The 22,863-nt window shown below is 71.0% G+C and carries 22 protein-coding genes and 1 tRNA gene; 7 read left to right on the top strand and 16 right to left on the bottom strand.

The features are described 5' to 3' along the window. Nucleotides 1–185: 185 nt before the first annotated feature. The 8 genes from FHX52_RS05000 to clsA form a co-directional block, all read right to left on the bottom strand. Nucleotides 186–680: a bifunctional nuclease family protein gene (locus FHX52_RS05000; RefSeq protein ID WP_141820451.1), complete on the bottom strand. Its 495-nt coding sequence runs from the start codon at nt 678–680 to the stop codon at nt 186–188. A gap of 42 nt (nt 681–722) precedes the next feature. Beyond that, complete coding sequence (gene ftsR / locus FHX52_RS04995; RefSeq protein WP_246069620.1) at nt 723–1,502, bottom strand: transcriptional regulator FtsR; 780 nt, start codon at nt 1,500–1,502, stop codon at nt 723–725. A gap of 4 nt (nt 1,503–1,506) precedes the next feature. Then, nucleotides 1,507–1,950, bottom strand: coding sequence for an FHA domain-containing protein (locus FHX52_RS04990; RefSeq protein WP_141822034.1), 444 nt, complete (start codon nt 1,948–1,950; stop codon nt 1,507–1,509). A 158-nt stretch (nt 1,951–2,108) separates the two neighbouring features. Beyond that, complete coding sequence (gene gcvH, locus FHX52_RS04985; RefSeq protein ID WP_141820449.1) at nt 2,109–2,498, bottom strand: glycine cleavage system protein GcvH; 390 nt, start codon at nt 2,496–2,498, stop codon at nt 2,109–2,111. Nucleotides 2,499–2,671: 173 nt separating this feature from the next. Then, nucleotides 2,672–3,445 carry a DUF881 domain-containing protein gene (locus FHX52_RS04980; RefSeq protein ID WP_246069619.1) on the bottom strand — a complete coding sequence of 258 codons (774 nt, stop codon included), beginning with the start codon at nt 3,443–3,445 and terminating at the stop codon, nt 2,672–2,674. Between the two features lie 590 nt (nt 3,446–4,035). Continuing rightward, nucleotides 4,036–4,368 (bottom strand): small basic family protein, encoded by a 333-nt coding sequence (locus FHX52_RS04975; protein ID WP_141820447.1) that lies wholly within the window; start codon nt 4,366–4,368, stop codon nt 4,036–4,038. Beyond that, the gene (locus FHX52_RS04970; protein ID WP_246069618.1) at nt 4,365–5,378 is read right to left on the bottom strand and encodes a DUF881 domain-containing protein; all 1,014 of its coding nucleotides are present in this window, start codon (nt 5,376–5,378) and stop codon (nt 4,365–4,367) included. Before FHX52_RS04970 ends, FHX52_RS04975 begins: the two co-directional genes overlap by 4 nt. Continuing rightward, entirely contained in the window at nt 5,378–5,986 is a 609-nt protein-coding gene (gene clsA / locus FHX52_RS04965; RefSeq protein ID WP_246069617.1) for a cardiolipin synthase ClsA, read from the bottom strand. The genes FHX52_RS04970 and clsA overlap by 1 nt, the downstream gene beginning before the upstream one ends. A gap of 166 nt (nt 5,987–6,152) precedes the next feature. Between clsA and FHX52_RS04960 the strand changes: the two genes are divergently transcribed. From FHX52_RS04960 to FHX52_RS04950, 3 genes are all read left to right on the top strand, one after another. Beyond that, nucleotides 6,153–7,568 carry a YibE/F family protein gene (locus FHX52_RS04960; RefSeq protein ID WP_141820443.1) on the top strand — a complete coding sequence of 472 codons (1,416 nt, stop codon included), beginning with the start codon at nt 6,153–6,155 and terminating at the stop codon, nt 7,566–7,568. 84 nt (nt 7,569–7,652) lie between these two features. Next, the gene (locus FHX52_RS04955) at nt 7,653–8,126 is read left to right on the top strand and encodes a hypothetical protein (RefSeq protein ID WP_141820441.1); all 474 of its coding nucleotides are present in this window, start codon (nt 7,653–7,655) and stop codon (nt 8,124–8,126) included. Beyond that, nucleotides 8,123–9,832, top strand: a complete 1,710-nt coding sequence (locus tag FHX52_RS04950; RefSeq protein WP_141820439.1) for a DUF5671 domain-containing protein — start codon at nt 8,123–8,125, stop codon at nt 9,830–9,832. The genes FHX52_RS04955 and FHX52_RS04950 overlap by 4 nt, the downstream gene beginning before the upstream one ends. Here FHX52_RS04950 and FHX52_RS04945 read toward each other — a convergent pair. Continuing rightward, nucleotides 9,819–10,937, bottom strand: a complete 1,119-nt coding sequence (locus FHX52_RS04945; protein ID WP_141820437.1) for an MBL fold metallo-hydrolase — start codon at nt 10,935–10,937, stop codon at nt 9,819–9,821. The genes FHX52_RS04950 and FHX52_RS04945 overlap by 14 nt on opposite strands. A gap of 160 nt (nt 10,938–11,097) precedes the next feature. Between FHX52_RS04945 and FHX52_RS04940 the strand changes: the two genes are divergently transcribed. From FHX52_RS04940 to FHX52_RS04930, 3 genes are all read left to right on the top strand, one after another. Next, nucleotides 11,098–13,062: a potassium transporter Kup gene (locus FHX52_RS04940; RefSeq protein ID WP_141820436.1), complete on the top strand. Its 1,965-nt coding sequence runs from the start codon at nt 11,098–11,100 to the stop codon at nt 13,060–13,062. A 41-nt stretch (nt 13,063–13,103) separates the two neighbouring features. Further along, nucleotides 13,104–14,060, top strand: coding sequence for a proline iminopeptidase-family hydrolase (locus FHX52_RS04935; protein WP_141820434.1), 957 nt, complete (start codon nt 13,104–13,106; stop codon nt 14,058–14,060). Between the two features lie 114 nt (nt 14,061–14,174). Beyond that, nucleotides 14,175–15,299, top strand: coding sequence for a TIR domain-containing protein (locus FHX52_RS04930; protein ID WP_141820432.1), 1,125 nt, complete (start codon nt 14,175–14,177; stop codon nt 15,297–15,299). Between the two features lie 95 nt (nt 15,300–15,394). Here FHX52_RS04930 and FHX52_RS04925 read toward each other — a convergent pair. Then, nucleotides 15,395–15,468 (bottom strand) — tRNA-Pro (locus tag FHX52_RS04925). 230 nt (nt 15,469–15,698) lie between these two features. Between FHX52_RS04925 and FHX52_RS04920 the strand changes: the two genes are divergently transcribed. Continuing rightward, on the top strand, nt 15,699–16,586 hold the full coding sequence (locus FHX52_RS04920; RefSeq protein WP_246069616.1) for a trypsin-like serine protease: 888 nt from the start codon (nt 15,699–15,701) through the stop codon (nt 16,584–16,586). 110 nt (nt 16,587–16,696) lie between these two features. Here FHX52_RS04920 and der read toward each other — a convergent pair whose 3' ends face one another. The 6 genes from der to FHX52_RS04890 form a co-directional block, all read right to left on the bottom strand. Next, complete coding sequence (der, locus tag FHX52_RS04915) at nt 16,697–18,193, bottom strand: ribosome biogenesis GTPase Der (RefSeq protein ID WP_141820428.1); 1,497 nt, start codon at nt 18,191–18,193, stop codon at nt 16,697–16,699. Between the two features lie 83 nt (nt 18,194–18,276). Beyond that, the gene (gene cmk, locus FHX52_RS04910; RefSeq protein WP_141820426.1) at nt 18,277–18,984 is read right to left on the bottom strand and encodes a (d)CMP kinase; all 708 of its coding nucleotides are present in this window, start codon (nt 18,982–18,984) and stop codon (nt 18,277–18,279) included. A gap of 79 nt (nt 18,985–19,063) precedes the next feature. Next, the gene (locus tag FHX52_RS04905; RefSeq protein ID WP_141820424.1) at nt 19,064–20,143 is read right to left on the bottom strand and encodes a prephenate dehydrogenase; all 1,080 of its coding nucleotides are present in this window, start codon (nt 20,141–20,143) and stop codon (nt 19,064–19,066) included. Further along, on the bottom strand, nt 20,140–21,129 hold the full coding sequence (locus FHX52_RS04900; RefSeq protein ID WP_141820422.1) for a pseudouridine synthase: 990 nt from the start codon (nt 21,127–21,129) through the stop codon (nt 20,140–20,142). The genes FHX52_RS04905 and FHX52_RS04900 overlap by 4 nt, the downstream gene beginning before the upstream one ends. Continuing rightward, nucleotides 21,126–21,812, bottom strand: a complete 687-nt coding sequence (scpB, locus tag FHX52_RS04895) for an SMC-Scp complex subunit ScpB (protein ID WP_141820420.1) — start codon at nt 21,810–21,812, stop codon at nt 21,126–21,128. Before scpB ends, FHX52_RS04900 begins: the two co-directional genes overlap by 4 nt. Then, nucleotides 21,805–22,857 carry a segregation and condensation protein A gene (locus FHX52_RS04890; protein ID WP_141820418.1) on the bottom strand — a complete coding sequence of 351 codons (1,053 nt, stop codon included), beginning with the start codon at nt 22,855–22,857 and terminating at the stop codon, nt 21,805–21,807. Before FHX52_RS04890 ends, scpB begins: the two co-directional genes overlap by 8 nt. Nucleotides 22,858–22,863 lie beyond the last annotated feature (6 nt).

Raw genomic sequence — 22,863 nt, 5'->3', positions numbered from 1 at the left:
CTCCTGGGCGCGCGATGAGCCGATGACAACCGGATAACTACAGTCGCGTCGTTCATCTGACGGTAGGCGCCTCGCCCGGACTGGTCAATCACCCTCCCTACACGGCGGCGTGTCGCGGGAGGTCAGGCCTCAACCCTGAGGTTCAGGTCGAAGGTGAGGGTCGGGCGGTCGAGCGCTTCCGCGCGTCAGTTGCCGTGCTCCTCGGGGTCGGTGTCGGGCGCCTCGAAGTCCTCCGCCGACACCTGGTCGAGGAACTCCTTGAACTTCTCGACCTCGTCGTCCTCGTCGGACGACACGACGATGGCGGCCTCGTCGAGGATCGCCGGGTCGACGAGCACCTTGGCCCCGGTGCGCAGGGCGAGGGCGATCGCGTCGCTCGCGCGCGAGCTCACCTCGGCGGTGCCGTCGATGATGAGCGCCGCGTGGAAGACGGAGTCCTTGAGGGCGACGATGCGCACCTCGGTGAGACTGTGCCCGAGCACCGTCAGCACGTCGCGCATGAGGTCGTGAGTCAGGGGGCGTGGGGGCACGACCCCCTGCTGGGCATAGGTGATGGCGGCAGCCTCGGCCGCGCCGATCCAGATCGGCAGGTAGCGCCCGCCGTCTCGCTCGCGCAGCAGCACGATCGGCTGGTTCGTCGGCATCTCGACGCGCACGCCCAGGACATCGACCTCTATCACCCGACCACCGTACCCCGCGTCCGGCCGGAGCCGGAGGGGGCCTCAGCGAGTCAGGCCGGAACGCACGAGGGCGACGTGCAGGGCCAGGCACGCCGAGACGATCTCGGCCGCGCGCTCCTGGCGTGTGCCGCCGCCGTGACGGGTGGCGAGGACCTGCTCGGCGAGCCCGATCTCGCGGTCGGCCGCGGTGCGGAAGGGGCGCAGGTGGCGCGCCTCGAGCCCGTGCGCGGCGAGAGCGTGTGCCGCTGCCGCCACGGCCAGTGCGTCCTGCCCGTAGTGCCCGTCGGTGTCGCTCTGGAGCAGGCCGTAGGTCTCGAGCGCCACGAACGTCTCGGTGTCGAGCCCGGTGGCCTCGCGCACCTCGGCACCGGTCAACGAGACGGTATGCCGTTCGAGCAGGCGCTCGGGCGACGGCACCTCAGGATCAGGGCGCGGTGCCGGGGGCCGGGGCCGTCCGGGGCGTGGCTGCGCGTCGGCGGCCGGGGGGCCGGGGTCCTCGGTGAGGCCGCGGTCGAGGGCGTCGAGAGCCTCCCCGATGACCTTGAGCGGCCAGAAGCGGTCGCGTTGCGCACGCAGGATGTAGCGCAGCCGCTGCAGGTCGGCCTGGCTGAACGTGCGGTAGCCCGACGCCGTGCGCTGCGGCGTGACGAGACCCTCCGCCTCGAGGTAGCGGATCTTCGACGCTGAGACGTCGGGGAAGTCATCGGCGAGCTCGGCGAGGACCTTGCCGATCGTCAGTCGCTCGGACGGCGGCCTGGCCGGCCCCGTGCCGCTGCTGCTCGCGGCGCTGCCCCCACTCACCTCGACGCCCCGAGCGCCCACGCGGTCAGGCGGCGTAGTAGACGAGACGGAACTTGCCGATCTGGACCTCGTCGCCGGTGTGCAGGGCGGCCTCGTCGATGCGCTCACGGTTGACGTAGGTGCCGTTGAGCGACCCGGAGTCGCGCACGACGTAGCCGTCACCCGAGCTGACGAACAGCGCGTGCTTGCGCGACACCGTCACGTCGTCGAGGAAGATGTCGGAGTCGGGGTGGCGTCCCGCCGCGACCTGCTCGTCGTCGAGGAGGAAGCGGGCGCCGGTGTTGGGCCCGCGGAGCACGACGAGCAGGGCAGTGCCCGGACGCAGCGCCTCGATGGTCGCCTGGTCCTCGGCCGTGAGGCCACGGCCGTCGACCTCGACGTGCTCGGGCTCCTGAGCCGGGACCCCCTGGAACCGCATGGTGCGCGGTTCGGTGTTCATCTCGTCGTGGGACGGCTGGTCGCTCGACATGCGCTCCTCCTCGTGCGGGTCGGGCTGGTCACTCGACATCAGGTCCTCCTCGTCGTGCGGGTGGGCCACGGCTCCCCCACTCTAGAGGACGGCGTTGCTGCCGATCCGCTCGGAGTGGGGGTCACGTCACCCCGGGGCCGGGCTGGCGTACGTGCAGGTCAGGAGAGCGAGGCCTTGTAGCCCTCGACGTCCATCAGCGCCTCGGCCGCGGCGGCGTCGCTGGGTCGCATCTCGAACATCCAGCCCTCACCGTAGGGGTCGGAGTTGATCAGCTCGGGCGCGCCGTCGAGCGCGGCGTTGGTCGCCGTCACCTCGCCCTCGAGGGGGGCCAGGACATCGCTCACCGACTTCGTCGACTCGACCTCGCCACAGGAGTCGCCGGCCGTGACCGTGTCGCCCACGGCGGGCAGCGACACGTAGACGACGTCGCCGAGGGCGTCCTGGGCGAACGAGGTGATGCCGATGCGGACGACGCCGTCGTCGCCGACGCGGACCCACTCGTGGTCGCTGGTGTAGCGAAGGTCGGAGGGGTACTCGAGGTCGCTCATGTCGCTCCTGTCATGACGGGTCGGTGCTGGGGTGCGCGCACCCGGGCGGTGCTGGTGTGGGGCGTGGGCGGGGATCTTCTGACCACGCACCTGAGAGGATGCCACCTCCGCCGCCCCGGCGGGCACCGGGTGGCAGATCCGGTGGGTCTCAGGTTCGAATCCGGGTGTGCGGGCTACTCGACCGGCTTGGCGTGAGTCAGCTCGGCCGGGGTGTGGGTCGAGGTGATCTCGATCGAGTCGGACTCCGTGACGGTCGCGTTGGCGCCCTTCTGACGAACGGACTCGACGATGCCGCCGGGAATGGTCATCGCCGACGCCAGGGTCTTGGAGTCGCCGATGGCCTTGATGACGAACGGACGCGCGACGGGGGTGCCGTCGATCTTGACCTCGCCGCCGGAGTCGCCGACGAAGCTCGAGGCGACGACGCGCACTCCCCCGACGTCGATGGCCTCGGCCCCGCCGTCGCGCAGCTCCTGGATGAGGTCGAGGATCACGGGACCGGTGACCTGGCTGTTGGGGTCGCTGATGCGCAGCGTGATGCCAGGCCCCTTGGCGCCCACGGTGCCGGCGAGGATGCTGAGGGTGTCGAGCCGCTTCTGGGCCTGCTCGAGAGCCTCGGCGGAGGTGCCGGTGCCGCTCTTCAGGCGGTCGCGGGTCGCCTCGAGCTCGCGGACCTGCTGGTCGAGGCGCGCAGAGCGCAGCGAGACGTCGTCGAGCACACGCACGAGGTCGGTCTGGCTCAGCTCGGCAAGGCCTCGCTCGTTGGTCAGCTGGACCTGCGCCGCGATGGCTGCACCGAGCACGACGGCGAGGAGCAGGACGAGCAGGTTGGCGCGCGTGGCCCGCGGCTTGCCCATCGTCAGCAGGCGGCCCCACGCGGCGCGGCCCTCGACCGGGTCGACATGGTGGCCGTGGGCGGCATCGGCGACGACGAAGGGGTCGTCCACGAGCTCGGGCCCGCTCGGGGCCGGCGCACCGGACGGCACCGTGGGTGGAGCGGTCGATGGCCCTGTTGTCGGAGGCTCGGTCGACGGCTCCGTGGGGGGCTCAGTGGACGGCTCGGCGGACGGCTCGGGCGCGGAGGGTGCGAGGGGGCCGCCTGGCTCGTCCGGTTCGGGAACCGATGCCTCGTCCGGTTCGGGAACCGATGCCTCGTCCGGTTCGGGAACCGATGCCTCGTCCGGTTCGGGAACCGATGCCTCGACCGGTTCGGGAACCGATGCCTCGACCGGTTCGGGAACCGATGCCTCGACCGGTTCGGGAACCGATGCCTCGACGGGGTCGCTCGGCTCTACCGGCTCTACCGGCTCAACCGGCTCGGGAACCGATGCCTCGACGGGGTCTCCTGGCTCGAGCGGCTCAACCGGCTCGGGAACCGATGCCTCGACAGGCGCGGGTTCGGAGGCCTCCGCCGTGGAGGCCTGCTCGCCGACTGTAGGCGCCGTCGGCAGGGAGGGGGCCCTTTTCTTCTTCTTGTCCTTCTTGGGCTTCGTGGCGCCGGCCACGGCCTCGATCTCTGGTTCGTCGTTCGACATCGTCAGGCCTTGAAGAGGTGGCGCCTGATGGAGGCGACGTTGGAGAAGATGCGCACCCCGAGCACGACGACGACGCCGGTGGAGAGCTGGGCTCCGACCCCGAGCTGGTCGCCGAGGAAGACGATGAACGCGGCGACGATGACGTTCGAGAGGAACGACACGACGAAGACCTTGTCGTTGAAGATCCCGTCGAGCACGGCCCGCACGGCACCGAAGACCGCGTCGAGCGCCGCGATGACCGCGATCGGCAGGTAGGGCTGGAGCCACACCGGCACGGAGGGGTCGATGACCAGTCCGATCGCGAGTCCGGCCAACAGGCCGAGGACGGGTATCACTGCGTGGTCTCCTGGGGGTTGGGGGTCGAGCCTGACGCGGGGCTGCTCGGTGCGCTCGTCGCACCTTCCGAACCCGTGCCCGAACCCGAGCCGGTCTGCGTCGAGGTGAGCGACGGCGCCGAGCCTACGGTGCCTGACAGCGGTTTCGCGTGGTCGAGCTTGGCGGAGGTGTCACCGGGCACCGTGAGGTCGTCAGACGTCGCGATGGACGAACGGATCTGGTACTCCTGCCGGAGCTGGTCGAGATACACCCCCGCGAAGGACGGCTCGAAGATCTGCTGCATGCCCTGGGGGTCACCGAGCGCCGTGATGACGTAGGGCCGTGACAGCGGTCGGAAGTCGACGATGATCGCCTGCCCGGCGAAGCGGATGGCAGCGGTCGAGCTGAGCCGGTGCCCGTTGATGGCGATCGCCTCGGCCCCCGCTCCCCAGAGGCCGTTGACGACGATCTGAAGGTCACCCGAGGTCACTCGCCCCTGCTGGAAGCCGCCGCTCGGGCGATTGCCGGCGTTGGCGTCCGCATCGGCGGAGGCCGCATCGTCGATGGTCAGCGTCAGGCCGGAGCCGCGGAGCGGCACGGCCGCGGCACCGACCTCGAGCTGCTTGATCTGCGCCGTGAGGTCGTCGCTGCCCGACTGCTGCAGCGAGAGGTCCTCGAGATCTCGCACCTGCTTGCTCAGGGCGGCGAGGGTCGCCTCCTGCGCCGTGCTGTGGGTCTGCAGCGTCTCGATGCGGGAGACGAGCTCGTCGCGGACCGTCGCGGCAGCCGTGGGCTTGGGCCGCAGCGCCTGCGCCCCGATGGCGAAGAGCAGTCCGGTGAGCAGCATCATGACGAACACGAGCACCGTGCGGCTCGATGTCGCCGGCGTCTCCCCTGCCGCCCGGCGACGGTCGGCGGCCGCCTGGTAGCTCGGGTCGAGCGGCCGCTCGAGCATCGAGGTGAGCAGGGTCATCGACGCGTCCGGGCGGCGCTCCTGCGGGGTGCGGCCGTCGGCGGGTCGCTCGTCCATCACGGAAGCACCACCCGGGGACTGCGCTCGAGCACGAGACGGGCCTGGACGGCATACAGCACGACGGCGAACCAGTAGAGCGCGACGCCCCACCACGCGAACCCCCACCCGATCGGCTCGGCGAGCCGGCCGACCCAGTCGTCACGGTCGGCGAGCAGGAGGAACGGGAACGCGTAGAGCAGGTTGAACGTGGCGGCCTTGCCGACGAAGTGCACCGGCATGCCGACCTGGCCGCGGTGGCGCAGGTAGAGCAGCATGACGGCCATCACGACGTCGCGGAGCAGCAGCACGACGACGAGCCACACCGGGATGATGTCGCGCCAGGCGAGGCCCACGAGCGTCGTGACGATGTAGAGCCGGTCGGCGATCGGGTCGAGGAACTGCCCGAGCCGGCTCTCCATGTTGAAGCGGCGCGCGATCTTGCCGTCGAGGTAGTCGGTGAGCCCTGAGAGCAGCAGGATGACGAGGGCGAGGACGTCACGCTCGGCGACGATGGCCCAGAGGAAGACGGGCAGGCCGACCAGCCGGAGCACCGACAGTGCGTTGGGCAGGGTCAGCAGACGGCCGGACACCTCGTGCCCGGCGGCTGGCTGCTGCTCCACGTCCACGCCCCAGAGCGTAACGAAGCGCGCTGGGTGCTGACGTCCGGCCGCGGCATCGATGACGACCCGTGACCACTGCGGGGCCTCTCCCCTCTGACACACTCTCCCCATGCCGGGCGGACACGCACACAGTCACTCCCATGGCGGCAGCGGGTCGCCGGGCGTGGTGGCGGTGAGCACGGTGGCCCGGGTCGGGCTCACGGTGTTCCTCGTGCTCAGCGCCGCGGCGACGGTCTTCGGCCTCGTGCGGCTCTGGCCTGACGACACGGCAACGTCCAACCGGGTCGCGAGCACCGACTTCGCGGCCCCCGGCGTCACCTTCCCTGTCGCCGTGGTGCAGGCGGTCCTGCCACCCTGCGAGGGCGCGGACGCACGGACCGGGGCCAAGCCCGCCGACGGACAGTCGGGCGACGTCGTCGATGCTGACGCGACGTGCGGCGCCATCACCGTGCAGCTCGAGCAGCCGACGCCGAGCTCCGGCGATGTGCGCCCCATCGTGTCGGTCTCGGTGCCGCCCGCGATCTCCACGTCCGGGCTGCGCGAGGGCGACACGGTGCAGCTGCTGCGCATCCCGCCCCGTGACGGCAACCCCGAGTCCTACTCCTTCCTCCAGGTCCAGCGCGGCGCTCCCCTGTCGCTCATGCTCGTGCTCTTCGTCGTCGTCGTCGCGCTCATCGCCCGCTGGCGCGGCATCCTCGCGCTCGTGGGGCTCGGCTTCGGCGGCCTCGTGCTCGTGAAGTTCATGCTCCCCGCCCTCGTCGGCGGCGCGTCCGGCCTTCTCGTCGCGCTCGTCGGGTGCTCGGCCATCATGTTCGTCGTCCTCTACCTCGCCCACGGGCTGTCGGTGCGCACGAGCACAGCCCTCGCGGGCACCCTCTTCGGGGTCGGCATCACGGCAGGTCTCGGCGTGCTCGCGGTCGACGGCGCCCGGCTCAGCGGCGTGGCCGACGACGAGGGCGCGACCCTGGCGTCGTTCATCCAGACGATGGACCCGAAGGACCTGCTGACCTGCGCGATCATCGTCGCCGGTCTCGGCGTGCTCAACGACGTCACGATCACGCAGTCGTCCTCGGTGTGGGAGCTGCGGGCAGCCGCTCCCGAGCTGGGCCGGCGCGAGCTCTTCCGCTCCGGCATGCGCATCGGCCGCGACCACATCGCCTCGACGATCTACACGATCGTCTTCGCGTATGCCGGCGCCGCCCTCCCGGTGCTGCTGCTCCTCTTCCTCTACGAGCGGCCCGTCCTCGACATGCTCCAGACCGAGTCGCTGTCGGAGGAGATCGTGCGCACCCTCGCGAGCGCCATCGGGCTCGTCCTCGCGGTGCCCGTCACCACGCTCATCGCGGCGCTCACCGTCGGTGGAGCCAAGGCTCCTGCGGTGCCCACCGAACCGATCGCACGGCCCGACGGCGAGGGAGTGGGCCGGCCGGTGGGAGAGCCGGTGGGAGAGCGAGTGGGGGCGCCCGACCGACCCGGCGACCGGTCCGGCCTCCATACGCTGCCCACGGCAGCCGACCTCCAGCGCGCGGCCGAGGGGAAGCCCGCGCCGCGAACCCGCGCCGAGGCACGAGCCCGCATGTCGGACTGACCCGAGTCGTCGGGCGCAGCGGGCACTCACGAAGCGGGACCTACGCCTCTGGTGGGCCCACCGTGGCGGCCGAATGCTCGAGGTATGAGGAGCAGGCCCAACCAGGTCCTCGGGGTCGTGGTCGGGGCGGTCATCGCCCTGGTCCTGCTCGTCGTGTGGCTGTCCGTCACCCGGTCGAGCACCGAGCTCCCGGCCGGCTCCCCCGAGCGGACCGTCCAGTCCTACCTCGCAGCCCTGTCCCGCAACGACGGCGTAGAGGCGGCCCGCTACCTCGACCCGTCGAGCGGCTGCGTCGCGGCCGACCTCGAGCAGAATGCACTGCCCGAGGGCCTGCGCGTGACCCTCGTCGACTCGACCGTGACCAACGGCTCCGGAGCCACGGGCGGCAGCGGCCCCGCATCGGCGCGCGTCACCGTTCTCGTCAGTGCCGACGAGAACCCCCTGGGCGGGTCGGGGATGTCCGAGACCCATCTCTTCGAGCTGACCCGACCGGGCCAGCAGTGGTTGATCAGCGGCACCCCGTGGCCGCTCTACGCATGCAAAGGAGTGTCGAAATGATCATCGGACTGCTGGGTCTCGTCGTCATCGTCGTGGCTGTCGTCGCTGTGGTCAGCGCCGTGCGCAAGGCGTCGAGCCATGAGCGTGCGGCGCCGGGCGACGGGCACGCCATCCGGCGCTTCTTCCAGTACCTCGTGCTCTACGGACTGCTTGTCGTGGCCGCCAGCGGGCTCAGCGGCCTGCTCGGCCGGGCGTTCGGCGCTCAGACCTTCATGGTCGACGACACGGACCTCGCGCTCAGCCTCGCCTTCACCGTCGTCGGCCTGCCGCTCTTCACCGCCGTGGCGCTGTGGTCGCGACGCAACCTCGTGCGCGACCCCGCGGAGCGGCAGTCCCTGGGCTGGGCGGCATACGTCACGCTGGCAGCCCTCACGTCGTTGACCATGGCGGCGGACGCCCTGAGCACGACCGTCCAGGGTTGGCTCGACGTCCTGCCCTATGCGGCCGAGTCCCTCGCGGCACTCGTGGTGTGGGGTGCCATCTGGGGTGCCCACTGGTGGCTCCACCTGCGCCTCGTGCCGGCCCCCCATTCGGTGGTGCACCACCTCGGCGGCTCGCTCGTGGGCCTCGTCACGGCCGTCACCGGGCTCGTCGTCCTTCTCGGGACGGCGGTGCAGCAGCTCGTCGGCATGGGCGCCGAGATCGTGCCCTCGCTGCGTGACCAGCTCATCAGCGGAGCCGTCGGCCTCGCCGTGGGCGCCCTCGTCTGGGGCCTGTACTGGCTGCGGACGGCGTCGCGCGAGGAGCGCACCCCACTGTGGTTCGGCTACGTCCTGCTCGCCGGTGGTGCGGGCCTCGTGATGGCGATCGTCGCCGCGAGCACCGTGCTCTACACGACGCTGGTCTGGTTCCTCGGGGACCCGGAGTTCACCGAGGCCCTGCGCCACTTCGTCGACGCCCCGACGGCCGCCGCCTTCGCCGTCGTCGGCGTGGTCGTCTGGTGGTACCACCAGTCGGTGCTGGGGCAGGCCCACGTCACGGCTCGCACCGAGGTGCGCCGCGTCTACGAGTACCTGATGTCGGCGATCGGCCTGCTGGCCGCGGGAGTCGGACTCAGCCTGCTCGTCGCCGCCGGCATCGAGGCCGCAGCGGGGCCTGAGGTCGTCGTGATCGGCGACAGCGCCGTCAACACCCTGCTCCTCGCCGCGACGCTGCTCGTCGTCGGCGCGCCCGTGTGGTGGTTCTTCTGGCACCGGATCCAGCGGTCCGTCACGGCCGACCCGGCAGCCGAGCTCGCCTCCCCCACGCGCCGGATCTACCTGCTGCTGCTCTTCGGCCTCGGTGGCGTGGCAGCGGTGGTCTCGCTGCTCGTCGGCGTCTACCTGCTGTTCCAGGACCTCGTGCAGGGCACCTTCGGCCCGGAGACGATCCGCGCCATGCGCATCCCGATCGGCATCCTGCTGAGCACCGGAGCCATCGCCGGCTACCACGGGGCGGTCTATCGCTCCGGCCGCGAGCTGGCTCCCCACGCCGGGCCACACGGTCCGCGGTACGTGCTGCTGGTCGGACCAGCAGACCCCGAGATCGCGCACGCCGTGGCGCACGAGACGGGCGGCCGGGTCCAGGCGTGGACGACCGAGACCGGTGGCACGGCCTGGTCGATCGAGGACGTGATGACGGCCATCAGCACCAGCCCGTCCGCGTCTGAGGTGCTCGTGCTCTCCGACCCGTCCGGGGTGCATGCGATCCCGGTCAGCCGGTCCTAACCGGCAGCTCGAGGACGACGCCCGCGTCGGGTTGCGCAGGATCGGGGAAGTGGGCGGTGTGGCCGTAGCGCCCGGTCAGCGCCGGGTCGGCCCACCGCTCCGTCCGGGCGTTGCGGTAGTTGAACCACAGTGCCGGAGGGGACGGCGCACCGGTGACCACCCGGGCGAGCGCGATATCGTCGGGGTGGTGGAAGACGTCGCCGTTGCTGGAGACGAGGTAGTTGCCGGCCGGAGCGGTGGCGAGCAGGGCCCCCGTCACGTTGGCCTGGCTGCCGTGGTGGGGCAGCTTGAAGGCGTCGACCTCCAACCGCTTCAGCCCACGCGCCTTCGCGATGCCGGCGAGGCCCGCGGCGAGCACGGGGCCGAAGGCGTCGCCCGAGAGCACTGCGCTCGCCCCTCGGTGCTCCACGAGGACCGCAATGCTGCTGCCGTTGGCGACCGAGGTGTCCTTGACGGTCGGGCGGCTCGCGAGCGCCTGCAGGTCGGTGAGGGGCTCTAGGACGTCCGGTTGCGGCAGCGGGCGCTCCTCGCGCTGGGCCTGCGCGACGACCTTCAGCCACGCGGCCCCGAGCTTGTGCAGCTGCGTGAGCGTCGGTGAGACGACGGTGATCGTCGGACCGCCGGGGATGCTCACCTCGACCACCCCGGCCGGGGCGGCGGTGTCGATGGCCCCGCCGCCGAAGGCGGTGTTCCACGGCAGCGGACCGCCGGCCATCTTGCCGGCGGCGAGGCCGGGCCGGGCGCCGCCCGTGAGCGTGCTCACGACGGTCTCGCCCTGGTCGATGCTCCGGGCCCTTCCCTGGTCACCGGGCAGGTGCGTGCGCCCGTTGAACCACACGTCGCCGATGCGGGATGCGAGGTCGCTCGACAGCAGCGGGATCATCCCGCCGATGTGGTCGCTGTCGATGTGGGTGATGACGGCGACGTCGATGGCCTGGTCGTCAGCGGGCATGCGGCGCAGCCGCGCCTCGAGGAGTGGCCACGTGTCGGGAGGGCCACCGTCGATGAGCATGCGCCATGGCCGGCCGTCCTCTCGCAGGCACTCCACCAGCAGGCAGTCCCCGAGTCGTGCAGGGAGCAGCTCGATCCGAATGGCACCTGGCATCGCGGCCCCTCTGTGTCGTCTCACTGAGAAGTTATGGCCGTGCGCACCGCCGTGTCCGGCAATTGGAGGTCATTGCTCTCCGTTGTGGTGACTACCTGAGAACTTGCTGGGAAAGCCGGTCGGGCCGCCCGGGAGCGGCCGCGCGTGCCACGATGAACGCGTGACGTCCCAGGGCGAAGCGACGCCGGCTGCGGCCCCCTCCCCCGGCTCCGGGGCGGTCGGCTACCACGCCCACCATGCCCGGAGCGGCCGCACGCTCCCCCTCGCGCTCGGGGCGATCGGGATCGTCTTCGGCGACATCGGCACGAGCCCGCTCTACGCGATGCAGACCGTCTTCAGCATCGAGCACAACACGGTCCAGGCGACCCGGGGCGACGTGCTCGGCGTCATCTCCATGGTCGTCTGGTCGATCACGCTCGTCGTGTCGATGAAGTACGTCGCGCTGGCCATGCGTGCCGACAACGACGGCGAGGGCGGCATCCTCGCGCTCGTGGCCCTGCTGCGCCGCCACCTGAACGGCAGGCGTCGTCTCGCAGTCGTGATGGCGATGGGCGTCCTCGGCGCAGCCCTGTTCTACGGCGACGCCGTCATCACGCCCGCCATCTCCGTCATGTCGGCGATTGAGGGCCTCGAGATCGCGCAGCCCTCGCTCGCCGAGCTCGTCCTACCCCTCGCGGTCGTCGTGCTCTCCGGGCTCTTCGTCATCCAGCGATGGGGCACCGGCGTCGTGGGCAAGGCCTTCGGCCCGGTCATGGTGCTGTGGTTCGGGGTGCTGCTCGTGCTCGGCCTGCCGCACATCGTCATGAACCCCCAGATCCTCGAGGCGCTCTCCCCCACGTATGCCGTGATGTTCGTCCTCGAGAACCCGTTCATCGCGTTCGTCGCCATGGGCGGGGTGGTGCTGACGATCACCGGCGCCGAGGCGCTGTATGCCGACATGGGGCACTTCGGGGCGAGGTCGATCCGCCTCTCGTGGTACCTCGTCGTCTTCCCGGCGCTCGCGGTCAACTACCTCGGGCAGGGGGCGATGATCCTCGACGACCCGTCCGTCGTGTCGAACCCCTTCTTCCTCATGGCGCCGTCGTGGGCCACGCTGCCCCTCGTCGTGCTGGCGACTGTGGCCACCGTCATCGCGTCGCAGGCGGTCATCTCCGGCGCCTTCTCGGTGTCGCGCCAGGCCGTGCGACTGGGGATGCTGCCACGGCTCGCGGTGCGCCAGACCTCTCGCGAGGAGGGCGGCCAGATCTACGTACCGGTGATGAACTGGATCCTCTTCGTCGGGGTGATCGTGCTGATTGCGACGTTCCGCAGCTCGAGCCGGCTGGCGGCGGCATACGGCCTGGCGGTGACGGGCACGCTGCTGCTGACGAGCGCCCTCTTCCTCCTCCTCGCGCGCTACGTGTGGCGGGTGGAGACGTGGAAGATCGTCGTCTACGTCGTGCTCGTCGTGGCCGTGGAGCTCACGTTCCTCGGAGCCAACCTGACCAAGGTCGTCAGCGGCGGGTGGCTCCCGCTCGTCATCGCCACCCTCGTCGTGGCGCTCATGACGACCTGGCGGCGCGGCGCCGACGCCCTTCATGCCGAGGAGCGCGACCTCGAGGGGCCGCTCCCCTTCTTCCTCAAGGTCGTGCGCGAGCACCCCGATCTCATCCGGCGTGTCCCCGGCGTCGCTGTCTTCCCCCACGCCAACGCGACGACGACACCGCTCGCGCTGCGTGCCAACGCGGACTTCAACCAGGTGGTCCACGAGCGGGTCGTCCTCGTGCAGATCGTCAACGAGAACGTCCCGCACATCCGCCACGTCGACCGGGTGGAGGTCGACGACCTCGGTGACGCGGACGACGGCTTCGTCCACGTCACGGTGCACGTGGGCTTCACGGACAGCCAGGACATCCCCAAGGGGCTGGCGCTCGCGGTCGGCCGGACACCCGAGCTCGACATCGACCTCGACGAGGCCCACTACTTCCTCTCGGTCATCACCGTGCAGGCGACGGGTCACCGCGGGCTGCGCACGTGGCGCAAGCGGCTGTATGCGTGGATGTACCACAACGCTGCCAACCGGACCGAGGTCTTCCACCTCCCTCCCGACCGGACCATCGTCATGGGGGCCCACATCGAGCTCTGAACCTCCGGCCCGGAGACCCCCGCGTTGCTACCCTTGATTCGGTGAGCGGGCCTCCCGAGTCCTACTTCGACACGTCGGGTTGGGACGCGCGCGAGGTGCGTTCCGGCGGGTCGCGCAGGATTCCCATCAGCACCCCGAGTGGCGGCTTCCGGGTCTGGACGAAGCGGGTCGGGACCAACCCCGAACTCAAGGTGCTCCTCCTGCACGGCGGCCCGGGGGTGACCAGCGAGCTGTATGAGTGCTTCGACACCTGGTTCCCGCGCGCCGGGATCGAGTACTACCACTACGACCAGCTCGGCTCGTTCCGCAGCGACCAGCCCGAGGACCCGGCGTTGTGGAACCTCCCCCGTTTCGTGGACGAGGTGGAGCAGGTGCGCCGAGCCCTGGGCTTGGACGCGAGCAACTTCGTTCTCCTCGGGCAGTCGTGGGGCGGGCTCCTCGCGATGGAGTACGCGGTCCACCACCAGGAGCACCTCAAGGGCCTCGTGATCTCCAACATGATGTCGAGCGCCCGGCTCTACAACGCCTATGCACGCGACGTTCTCGAGCCGTCCATGGATCCGTCGGTGCTCGCGCAGATCAAGCAGCTCGAGGCCTCGGGCGCGACGGACGACCCGACGTACGAACAGCTGCTGATGGAGCACCACTACGTGCTGCATGTCTGTCGTCTACCGCTGGAGGAGTGGCCCGATCCGCTCCAGCGCTCTCTGGCTCATCTCAACCCAGCCATCTACGTGCCCATGCAAGGGCCGAGCGAGCTCGGGCTCAGTGGCACGCTCGAGGGGTGGGACCGCTCCGCGGACCTCCACACCATCACCGTGCCGACGCTCGTCATCGGTGCCACCCACGACACGATGGACCCGGCGCACATGAGGTGGATGTCCGAGCAGCTGCCCCGAGGCAGCTATCTGCACTGTCCCGACGGAAGCCACCTGTCGCAGTTCGACGACCCGGGTCACTACTTCCCGGGACTGATCCGCTTCCTGCAGGCGCTCTAGGGCCCCCGCAACGCCGGTCCGGGTGGTGCGCCCAGGGGACGTTCGGCCCTGTCGGCCGCGGCTGGGGTGGACCCATCCTGAAGGTGGAGCCTCCCGCGAGCCGAAGGCCAGGGCATGAACCACGACGTCTTCATCTGCCACTCGTCACACGACCGGACGATCGCGAACGCCATCTGCTCGACGCTGGAGCAGAACCGGATCCGGTGCTGGATCGCTCCGCGCGACGTCCTGCCGGGCACCGACTACGGCCAGTCGATCATCGAGGCGATCGCCGGCAGCGCGTTGACCGTGCTCGTGTTCTCGGACAACTCCAACCGCTCCCCTCACGTCAAGCGCGAGATCGAGCGGACCGTCAGCCACGGCATCCCGATCCTGCCGTTCAGGGTCGACGACGTCATCCCGTCGCCGTCGCTGGAGTACTTCATCTCCGACGCGCACTGGCTCGACGCGATCACCCCGCCCATGGAGCAGCACCTGCTACACCTCGTGGGCACCGTCCGGGTGCTCCTGGGTCGAGCGGAGGCCACCTCGACCGTCGAGGCTCCGATGGTGGACGTCCCGGTGCCGATGCCGGTGCCCGGCTCGACCGGCGAGCCCTCGGTGACTGTCCCGGCGGCGGCCAGGCTCCCGTCGTGGTGGCGGTGGGCCGCTCTCGCAGCCGCGGCCATCGTCGCTCTCGCTGTCGTCGGTGTGCTCCTGCTCGGGCGGAACGACGGCGGTGCAGGTGCCTCTGGCGCCCCGCCCTCCACTCCAGGGACCACGTCATCGGTGTCCGGGTCGATGCCATCGACGCCAGCCGCCCCGTCGGCGAAGACTGCATCGCTGGGCCAGGCCATCGCGCTCACCGGCATCGACCCGGCAACGAAGGCCTCCGTAACCGTGACGAAGGTGGTCGATCCGACGACCTCAACCGACGGCATCAGCACTCCGTCGCCGGGGAACCGCTACGTGGGCGTCGAGATCACGATCAAGAACACCGGTGCCGCCAGCTACGAGGAGACTCCCTCCAACTGCGCCCGGCTCGTCGACCACTCGGGCCGCGGGTTCGACACCGAGACCATCCTGTCTATCGCAGAAGGGCCCCTCTTCCCCTTGTCGGTCAACCTGCTCCCCGGTGAGCAGGCGACGGGTTATGTCGTCTTCGAGGTCCCCACCTCGTCACAGGTGACCCACGTCCAGTTCGCGATGGACAGCGGCGTGGCCGAAAACTCGGGTGCCTGGGTCGTGGCCCAGCCCTGAGCGGCCCCCTCGACGCCAGCTGCACCAGGGACAGGAGCACGACAGAGGCGGCCCCGGAGTGCTCCGAGACCGCCTCTGACCTGATACTTCTTCGGTCGGGCTGACAGGATTTGAACCTGCGACCCCTTGACCCCCAGTCAAGTGCGCTACCAAGCTGCGCCACAGCCCGAATGCCCTTGCGGGCGAACGAAACCCTAGCGCACACCCGCTCGCAGATCCGAATCGGGCCCCGATTCCGGCGCGTGCTCGCCCCCGCGGAGGGGCCTGACGGCGTAGGTTCGCCTCACAGCAGGGATCGCCGGTGGCAGGGGAATCGTCGCCACCGCGGGTCGGGGGGCCCGATCGACCACTGAAAGGCAGCTCATGCTCCGTCGTCCTCGCGCACGCCTTCGAGGCTCCGTGCGCACGCTCCTCCTCGCCGTCGCCACCGTTGCCGGTCTCGTGACCGTGCCGGCCCTGACAGCGACCGCCATCACCGGCGGTGCGCCCGATGGCGAAGGACACCCGAACGTCGCGGTCATCCTCTTCTACGACGAGGCCGACCACTTCCGCTACCGGTGCACCGCAACGCTCGTCACCCCGACCGTCCTCGTGACGGCCGCGCACTGCACTGCCGGCACCGCCGGCAAGACGATCGCGTCGTTCAGCTCGACCATCTCGGAGACCGCACCGTCCAACATCCCGACGGCGCCGGACGTCGCCGCTGACGGCACGAGCCAGACCGGCTACACGCAGTCCGGTGTCTTCACCGACACCAGAGGACGCACGTGGCACGTGGGCGCGCCCCACGCCCACCCGCAGTACTCCGACTTCACGGACCTCAAGAACTGGAACGACGTCGGCGTCGTCGTGCTCGACACGCCGGTCACGGGTATCGCTCCCGCGAGGGTCGCCCCCGCCGGCTACCTCGACACGATCCCGAGGTCGCAGCTGGCTCACACGCTCTTCACGATCGTCGGCTACGGCACCGAGGTCCGCAAGCCCGACAGTGGCCCCCAGAAGCCGACGCCGCAGTCCTACCCGCTGATCCGCCGCGTCGCCGACGCGCCCGGCCAGAAGCTGACGCCGCAGATCCTCCAGGTCAACGGCAACATCAACGACACCCGGGGCACCGGCGGCTCCTGCTTCGGCGACTCGGGCGGTCCCACCTTCCGTGGCGGCTACCAGGTGACCGTGACGAGCTACGGCTACACCGACAACTGCCGCTACCTCGACGGCCTCCAGCGCATCGACATCCCCGTCGTGCAGAGCTGGCTGGCCACCTACGGCGTGCGCCCGGCGGCCTGACACCGCCCTACCTCACCCGCACGACGGAGGGCGCCCACGACACGAGTCGTGGGCGCCCTTCGCGCGTCACCTGACGGCCGCCGCGGTATGCCGTGTGGCCGGCAGTGCCGTCAGCGCTTGCTGCGCTTCTCGCGCACGCGCACCGAGACCTCGATCGGGGTGCCCTCGAAGCCGAACTGCTCGCGCAGACGACGCTCGAGGAAGCGGCGGTAGCCGGCCTCGATGAAGCCCGACGCGAAGATGACGAAGCGCGGCGGTCGGGTGGAGGCCTGCGTGGCGAAGAGGATTCGGGGCTGCTTGCCGCCGCGCACGGGGTGCGGGTGCGAGGCCACGATCTCGCCGAGGAAGGCGTTGAGCCGCCCCGTCGGCACGCGGGTGTCCCACGACTCGAGGGCGGTCTCGATTGCGGGCACGAGCCGGTCCATGTGGCGCCCGGTGCGGGCCGACACGTTGGCTCGCGGTGCCCACGGCACCTGGACGAGCTCCTTGTCGATCTCGCGCTCGAGGTAGTGGCGACGCTCCTCGTCGAGGGTGTCCCACTTGTTGTAGGCGATGACGAGCGCGCGGCCGGCGTCGATGACCTGCTGCACGACGCGGACGTCCTGCTCGGCGATCGGCTCGGAGGCGTCGATGAGCACGACGGCCACCTCGGCCTTCTCGAGCGCCGTCTGGGTGCGCAGCGACGCGTAGAAGTCGGCGCCTCGCGACTGGTGAACCCGGCGGCGGATGCCGGCCGTGTCGACGAAGCGCCACGTCTTGCCACCGAGCTCGATGAGCTCGTCGACGGGGTCGCGCGTCGTGCCGGCGACGTTGTCGACGACGACCCGCTCCGAGCCGGCGAGCCGGTTGAGCAGGCTCGACTTGCCGACGTTGGGTCGCCCGACGAGCGCGACGCGGCGCGGCCCGCCCTGGGCATACGCGCCGGTGGCGGACACCTGCGGCAGCACCTCGAGCACCGCGTCGAGGGCGTCGCCGCTCCCGCGACCGTGGACCGCGGAGACGGGCCACGGCTGGCCGAGGCCGAGGCTCCACAGCATGGCCGCGTCGGCCTCGCCGCGCTGGTCGTCGACCTTGTTGGCGATGAGGACGACGGGCTTGCCCGACTTGCGCAGGAGCTTGACGACGGCCTCGTCGTCGTCGGTGGCACCGACGGTCGCATCGACGACGAACATCACGACGTCAGCGAGCTCGATGGCGATCTCGGCCTGCTCGGCCACCCGCAGGTGGATGCCCGTGGCGTCGGCCTCCCAGCCCCCGGTGTCGACGACGGTGAAGCGGCGGCCGGCCCACTCGCCCTCGTAGGAGACGCGGTCGCGGGTGACGCCGGGCACGTCCTCGACGACGGCCTCGCGCCGGCGCAGGATGCGGTTGACGAGGCTCGACTTGCCCACGTTGGGTCGGCCGACCACGGCGACGACGGGCAGGGGGCCCTGGGGAGTGCTGTCAGCGGCATACGGCCCCTCGGCCTCGAGCAGCGCCTCGTCCTCCGGGCTCAGCTCGAAGTCGGAGAGCCCGGCGCGCAGCGCGCGCTCCACGGCGGCGTCGTCGACGGGAGCGGTCGAGATCGGAGCGCCCTCATCGGTGGGGCGGGCGGTCTCGTCAGTCACGGTGTCCTCGAATCAGTGAAACGTCTTTGAGGGACCATTCTCCACCCACGCGGGGTGCGCCCGTGACGCGAGCGGCGCGGGCGTCACGCCTGAGCGGCTCCGACGACCTGCAGCACGGCCCCCACCGAGCCCTCGAAGTCGAGGTGCGAGGTGTCGACGGTCGTCACGCCGTCGGCCGCGACGCTGAACTCCGACACGGCCGAGTCGGCCTTGTCGCGGTCGACGATCTGCGACCGGGTGGCCTCGACCGAGGCCTCGTCGGCGTCGCCGTGCAGCTCTGTCGAGCGGCGGGCGAGGCGGGCCTCCTCCGAGGCGGTGAGCAGGATGCGCACCGGCGCGTCGGGCGCGACGACGGTCGTGATGTCGCGGCCTTCGGCGACGACTCCCCCGTCGGCGGCGCCAGCCTCGGAGATGAGCCGGCGCTGGAGCACCCGCATGAGCTCGCGCACGGGGATGACCCCGGCGACGGCCGAGACGTTGGTCGAGATGCGCGTCTCGCGGATGGCCGCGGTGACATCGACGCCGCCGACCGTGACCGTCGGGTCGTCGGGGTCGGTGCCGATCGACAGCGGCAGCCGGTGGGCTGCGGCGGTGACGGCCTCGGCGTCCGTGAGGTCGACGCCCTCGCTCAGGCACCACCACGCGAGGGCGCGGTACATCGCACCGGTGTCGAGGTAGCCGTAGCCGAGCGTGCGGGCCACCTGCTTGGAGACGCTCGACTTGCCCGACCCCGAGGGGCCGTCGATGGCGACGACGAAGCCGGACAGGTGGTCCTCAGGGGCGCTGGGCATGCGCCCGAGGATAGTGGCAGCGACGGGCGCTGGCCGACTCGCCCTCACCGGGCCGGCGGTGGGGGCCGCGCGCCGACCGTCAGTCGTGGACGCGCCAGCCGAGCCGCTCGAGCTCGGCCCGGAGCGGCTCGACGGAGGCCGGCACGACGGCGATCTCGGCGATGCCGACGGCCTGCCCGAGCCCGTGCTCGAGGTGCAGGTCCTCGAGGTTGATGCCGGCGGCACCGATGTCGGTGAGCAGCCGTGCCAGGGCCCCGGGCTCGTCGGGCACGACGACCGAGACGAGGTCGTATGCCGCCGGGGCAGCTCCGTGCTTGCCCGGGATCCGTGCGTGGCCGAGGTTGCCGGCTTCGAGGACCCGGCTCAGCGTGCCGAGCGAGCCCTCTCCCCCGGCGTCGACGAGCCCGTCGAGGGCCACGACGACAGCGGCCACCTGGTCGCGCACCTCGCGCATGACGTCGCGCACCGCGGCGGCGTTGCCGGCGAGGATCTGGGTCCAGAGGCGCGGGTCGCTGGCCGCGATGCGGGTGACGTCGCGCAGGCCCTGGCCGGCTAGGCCGACAGCGCTCTCGGGGAGCTCGCGCAGACCGGCAGCGACGATGCTCGCCGCGAGCTGCGGCACGTGCGAGACCGCCGCGACCGCCTCGTCGTGCTCGTGGGCGGGCATGACCCGCACGGCCGACCCGACGGCGGTCGCGAGCCGCTTGACCTGCTCGGTCGCAGCGGCGCTCGAGGCCGGATGGGGCACGACGACCCAGGCCCGGCCGTCGAAGAGGTCGCCGCGTGCTGCTGCCGCACCCGAGCGCTCACGGCCCGCCATCGGGTGGGAGCCGACGTAGCGCGAGGCGTCGACGCCGGAGGCGAGCACCTCGCGCAGGACCGACTCCTTGACCGAGGCGACATCGGTGACGACCGCGTCGGGCCACTCGCGCAGTGCGTCGATGACGGCCTGCGAGGCGACGTCGGGCGGGGCCGCGACGACGACGACGTCAGGCGCGTCGTCGTCGGCGGCGAGCCGCCCCGCCCCCAGGTCGCGCGCGAGCCGCACGGCCGTGGGCGACGGGTCCGCAAGTGAAACGTGAAACCCATTGTTGGACAGGGCGATTCCGAGACTCGTGCCGATGAGTCCCGTGCCGACGACGCGGACGTGCGTGGTCACAGCCCCGCAGCCTTGTAGAGGGCGCCGATCTCGGCCTTGTTGAGCCGGCGCATGCGACCGGACTTGAGGTCGGCGAGACGGATCGGGCCGACCTCGGTGCGCACGAGCTCGAGCACGGGGTGCCCGACGGCCTCGAGCATGCGCCGCACGACATGCTTGCGTCCCTCGTGAAGGACCACCTCGACCATCGCCTTACCGGGCTGGTGGTCGACGATGCGGAACGAGTCGACGCTGACGGGGCCGTCCTCGAGCTCGACACCCTCGCGCAGCCGCTTGCCGACGTCGCGACCCACCGGGCCACGGATCGTCGCGACGTAGGTCTTGAGAACGCCGTATGCCGGGTGCTGGAGACGGTGGGCGAGGTCGCCGTCGTTCGTCAGCAGCAGCAGGCCCTCGGTGTCAGCGTCGAGACGCCCGACGTGGAAGAGGCGCTCCTCGCGGTTGCCGACGTAGTCCTCCAGCGAGATGCGGCCGAGCTCGTCGTGCATCGTCGTGACGACGCCCTTGGGCTTGTTGAAGGCGAGGTAGACCCGGTCCTCGTCGAGGTTGATCCGCACCCCGTCGACGTGGACGACCTGGGACTTCGCGTCGATGCGCACCCCGAGCTCGGTGACGATCTGGCCGTCGACCTCGACGCGGCCCTGCGCGATGAGGTTCTCGCAGACCCGACGCGAGCCGACGCCGGCGGCAGCCATGAGCTTCTGCAGGCGGATGCCGTCGGGGTCGTGCACGTCGACCGGTGCCGGTGCGTCGCGGTCGGGCAGGCGGGTCGGCTGGCTCGGCTTCGTCGACCCGGCGAAGCGCGAGTTCGTCTTGCCGCCGCTCCTGCCGGACGTCTTGCCCGCGCCCTTCGCAGGCGCCTTGCCGGTGCCCCGGCCGCCGGACGTGTAGCCGCCCTTGCCTCCGGACCCGCGCGAGCCGGCAGAGCCGCTGGGGGCGCCACCCTTCTTGCGGGGCTGACGGGGTGACCTGGAGTGCTCGGTCATCGGTGTCCTTCCTCGATGAGCTCGTCGATGACGTCGGCATCGGGTAGGTAGGGCGCGAGGGCGGGGAGCTCGTCGAGCGACGAGAGGCCCAGGCGCTGGAGGAAATAGGTGGTCGTCCGGTAGAGCACGGCGCCGCTCTCGCCGACATCGTCGACCTCTTCGATGAGGCCGCGCGAGACGAGGGTGCGCACGACGCCGTCCACGTTGACCCCGCGCACGGCGCTGACCCGCGCCCGTGACACCGGCTGGCGGTAGGCGATGACCGCGAGGGTCTCGAGCGAGGCCTGAGTGAGCCGGGCCTGTTGCCCGTCGAGGACGAACTTCTCCACGACGGGAGCGAACTCGGGCCGGCTGTAGACCCGCCAGCCGCCTGCGACGCTGCGCAGGGTGAAGCCGCGCTGGTCGGCTGCATACTGCTCCTCGAGGGCGTGGAGGTGCTCGAGGACGTCCTCGACGGGCAGCTCCAGCGCGGAGGCGAGCGACATCTCCGTCACCGGCTCGTCGACGACCATGAGCACGGCCTCGATGGCCGAGCGGGCACCACCGGGGAAGGTCGACAGGTCGAAGGCGATCTGCTCGTCGGCGCCGTCAGGCGTGATGTCCGTGTCCCCGGGTGTGCCTTCGAGCGCGCCCTCCCCCGCGTTCGGGACCGCGTCGGGCGCCTGCTCGGGCGCGTCACTCATCGTCGTTCTCCCTCGTGCGCACGTCGCCATCATCCTTGCCCGGCGAGGGGCGCTCGGCGCCGCCCTCGTCCACGTCGTCCTCGTCGTCCTCGTCGAACTCGTCGTCGATCGACACGTCGTCGCGGTCGCCGCCGGTCCAACGCACGTCGAGCTCACCGAGCGCCTCGGCCTGCTCGAAGGCGATGGCCGACTCCTTGAAGAGCTCGAGCAGGGCGAGGAAGCGGGCGACGATGACGAGGGTGCTGTCGGCGTCGGCGACGAGACTGCGGAAGGAGGCCTGGCCCCGGGCGCGCAGCCGCTCGACGATGAGGGCGGCCTGCTCGCGCACGCTGACCTGCGGGGCGTGCAGGTGGTCGAGGCCCACGGTCGGCGCGACCTTGGGGGTCATCGCGCGGGCGGCGATCATGGCGAACTGCTCCGGAGTGACGGCGATGACGAGCTCGGGCAGCAGGCTCGCGAACTCCGGCTCCATGCCGGCCTGGCGCGGGGTGATGCGTCCTGACGTCGCCATCCGCTCGCGGAAGAGGCCGGCGATCTGCTTGTAGGCGCGGTACTGCAACAGCCGTGCGAAGAGCAGGTCGCGGGCCTCGATGAGGGCGAGGTCCTCGTCGTCCTGCGGCCCGAACGACGGCAGGAGGCGGGCGGCCTTGAGGTCGAGCAGGGTCGCGGCCACGAGGAGGAAGTCGGAGGCCTGCCCGAGGTCCCAGTCGTCGTCGGTGGCCTGGGCCGCCTTGATGTGGCTGATGAACTCGTCGGTGACGCGAGCCAGCGCCACCTCCGTGATGTCGAGCTTGTGTTTGCTGATGAGCCCGAGCAGCAGGTCGAAGGGTCCGGAGAAGACATCGAGGTGGACCTCGAACGGCACGACCTGCCGCCGCGTGAGGATGCCTCCCGGCGTGAGGTCCGAGCCCCGGGTGGCGGGCACGTCGACGAGCGGGACCGCGTCGACCGCGGTCTCCTGGGCAGCGACACCCTCGGCCACCGCCGTGGCGGCAGCCTCGTCCGCGTCGACCGCCGGGCGGTCGACGATGCCCTGCTCGGTCATCGCACC

This window comes from Humibacillus xanthopallidus (assembly GCF_006717145.1).
Taxonomy (GTDB): Bacteria; Actinomycetota; Actinomycetes; order Actinomycetales; family Dermatophilaceae; genus Humibacillus; species Humibacillus xanthopallidus.
The sequence above is the reverse complement of the archived record's forward strand: the minus strand, read 5'-3'. Positions and strand labels throughout refer to the sequence as shown.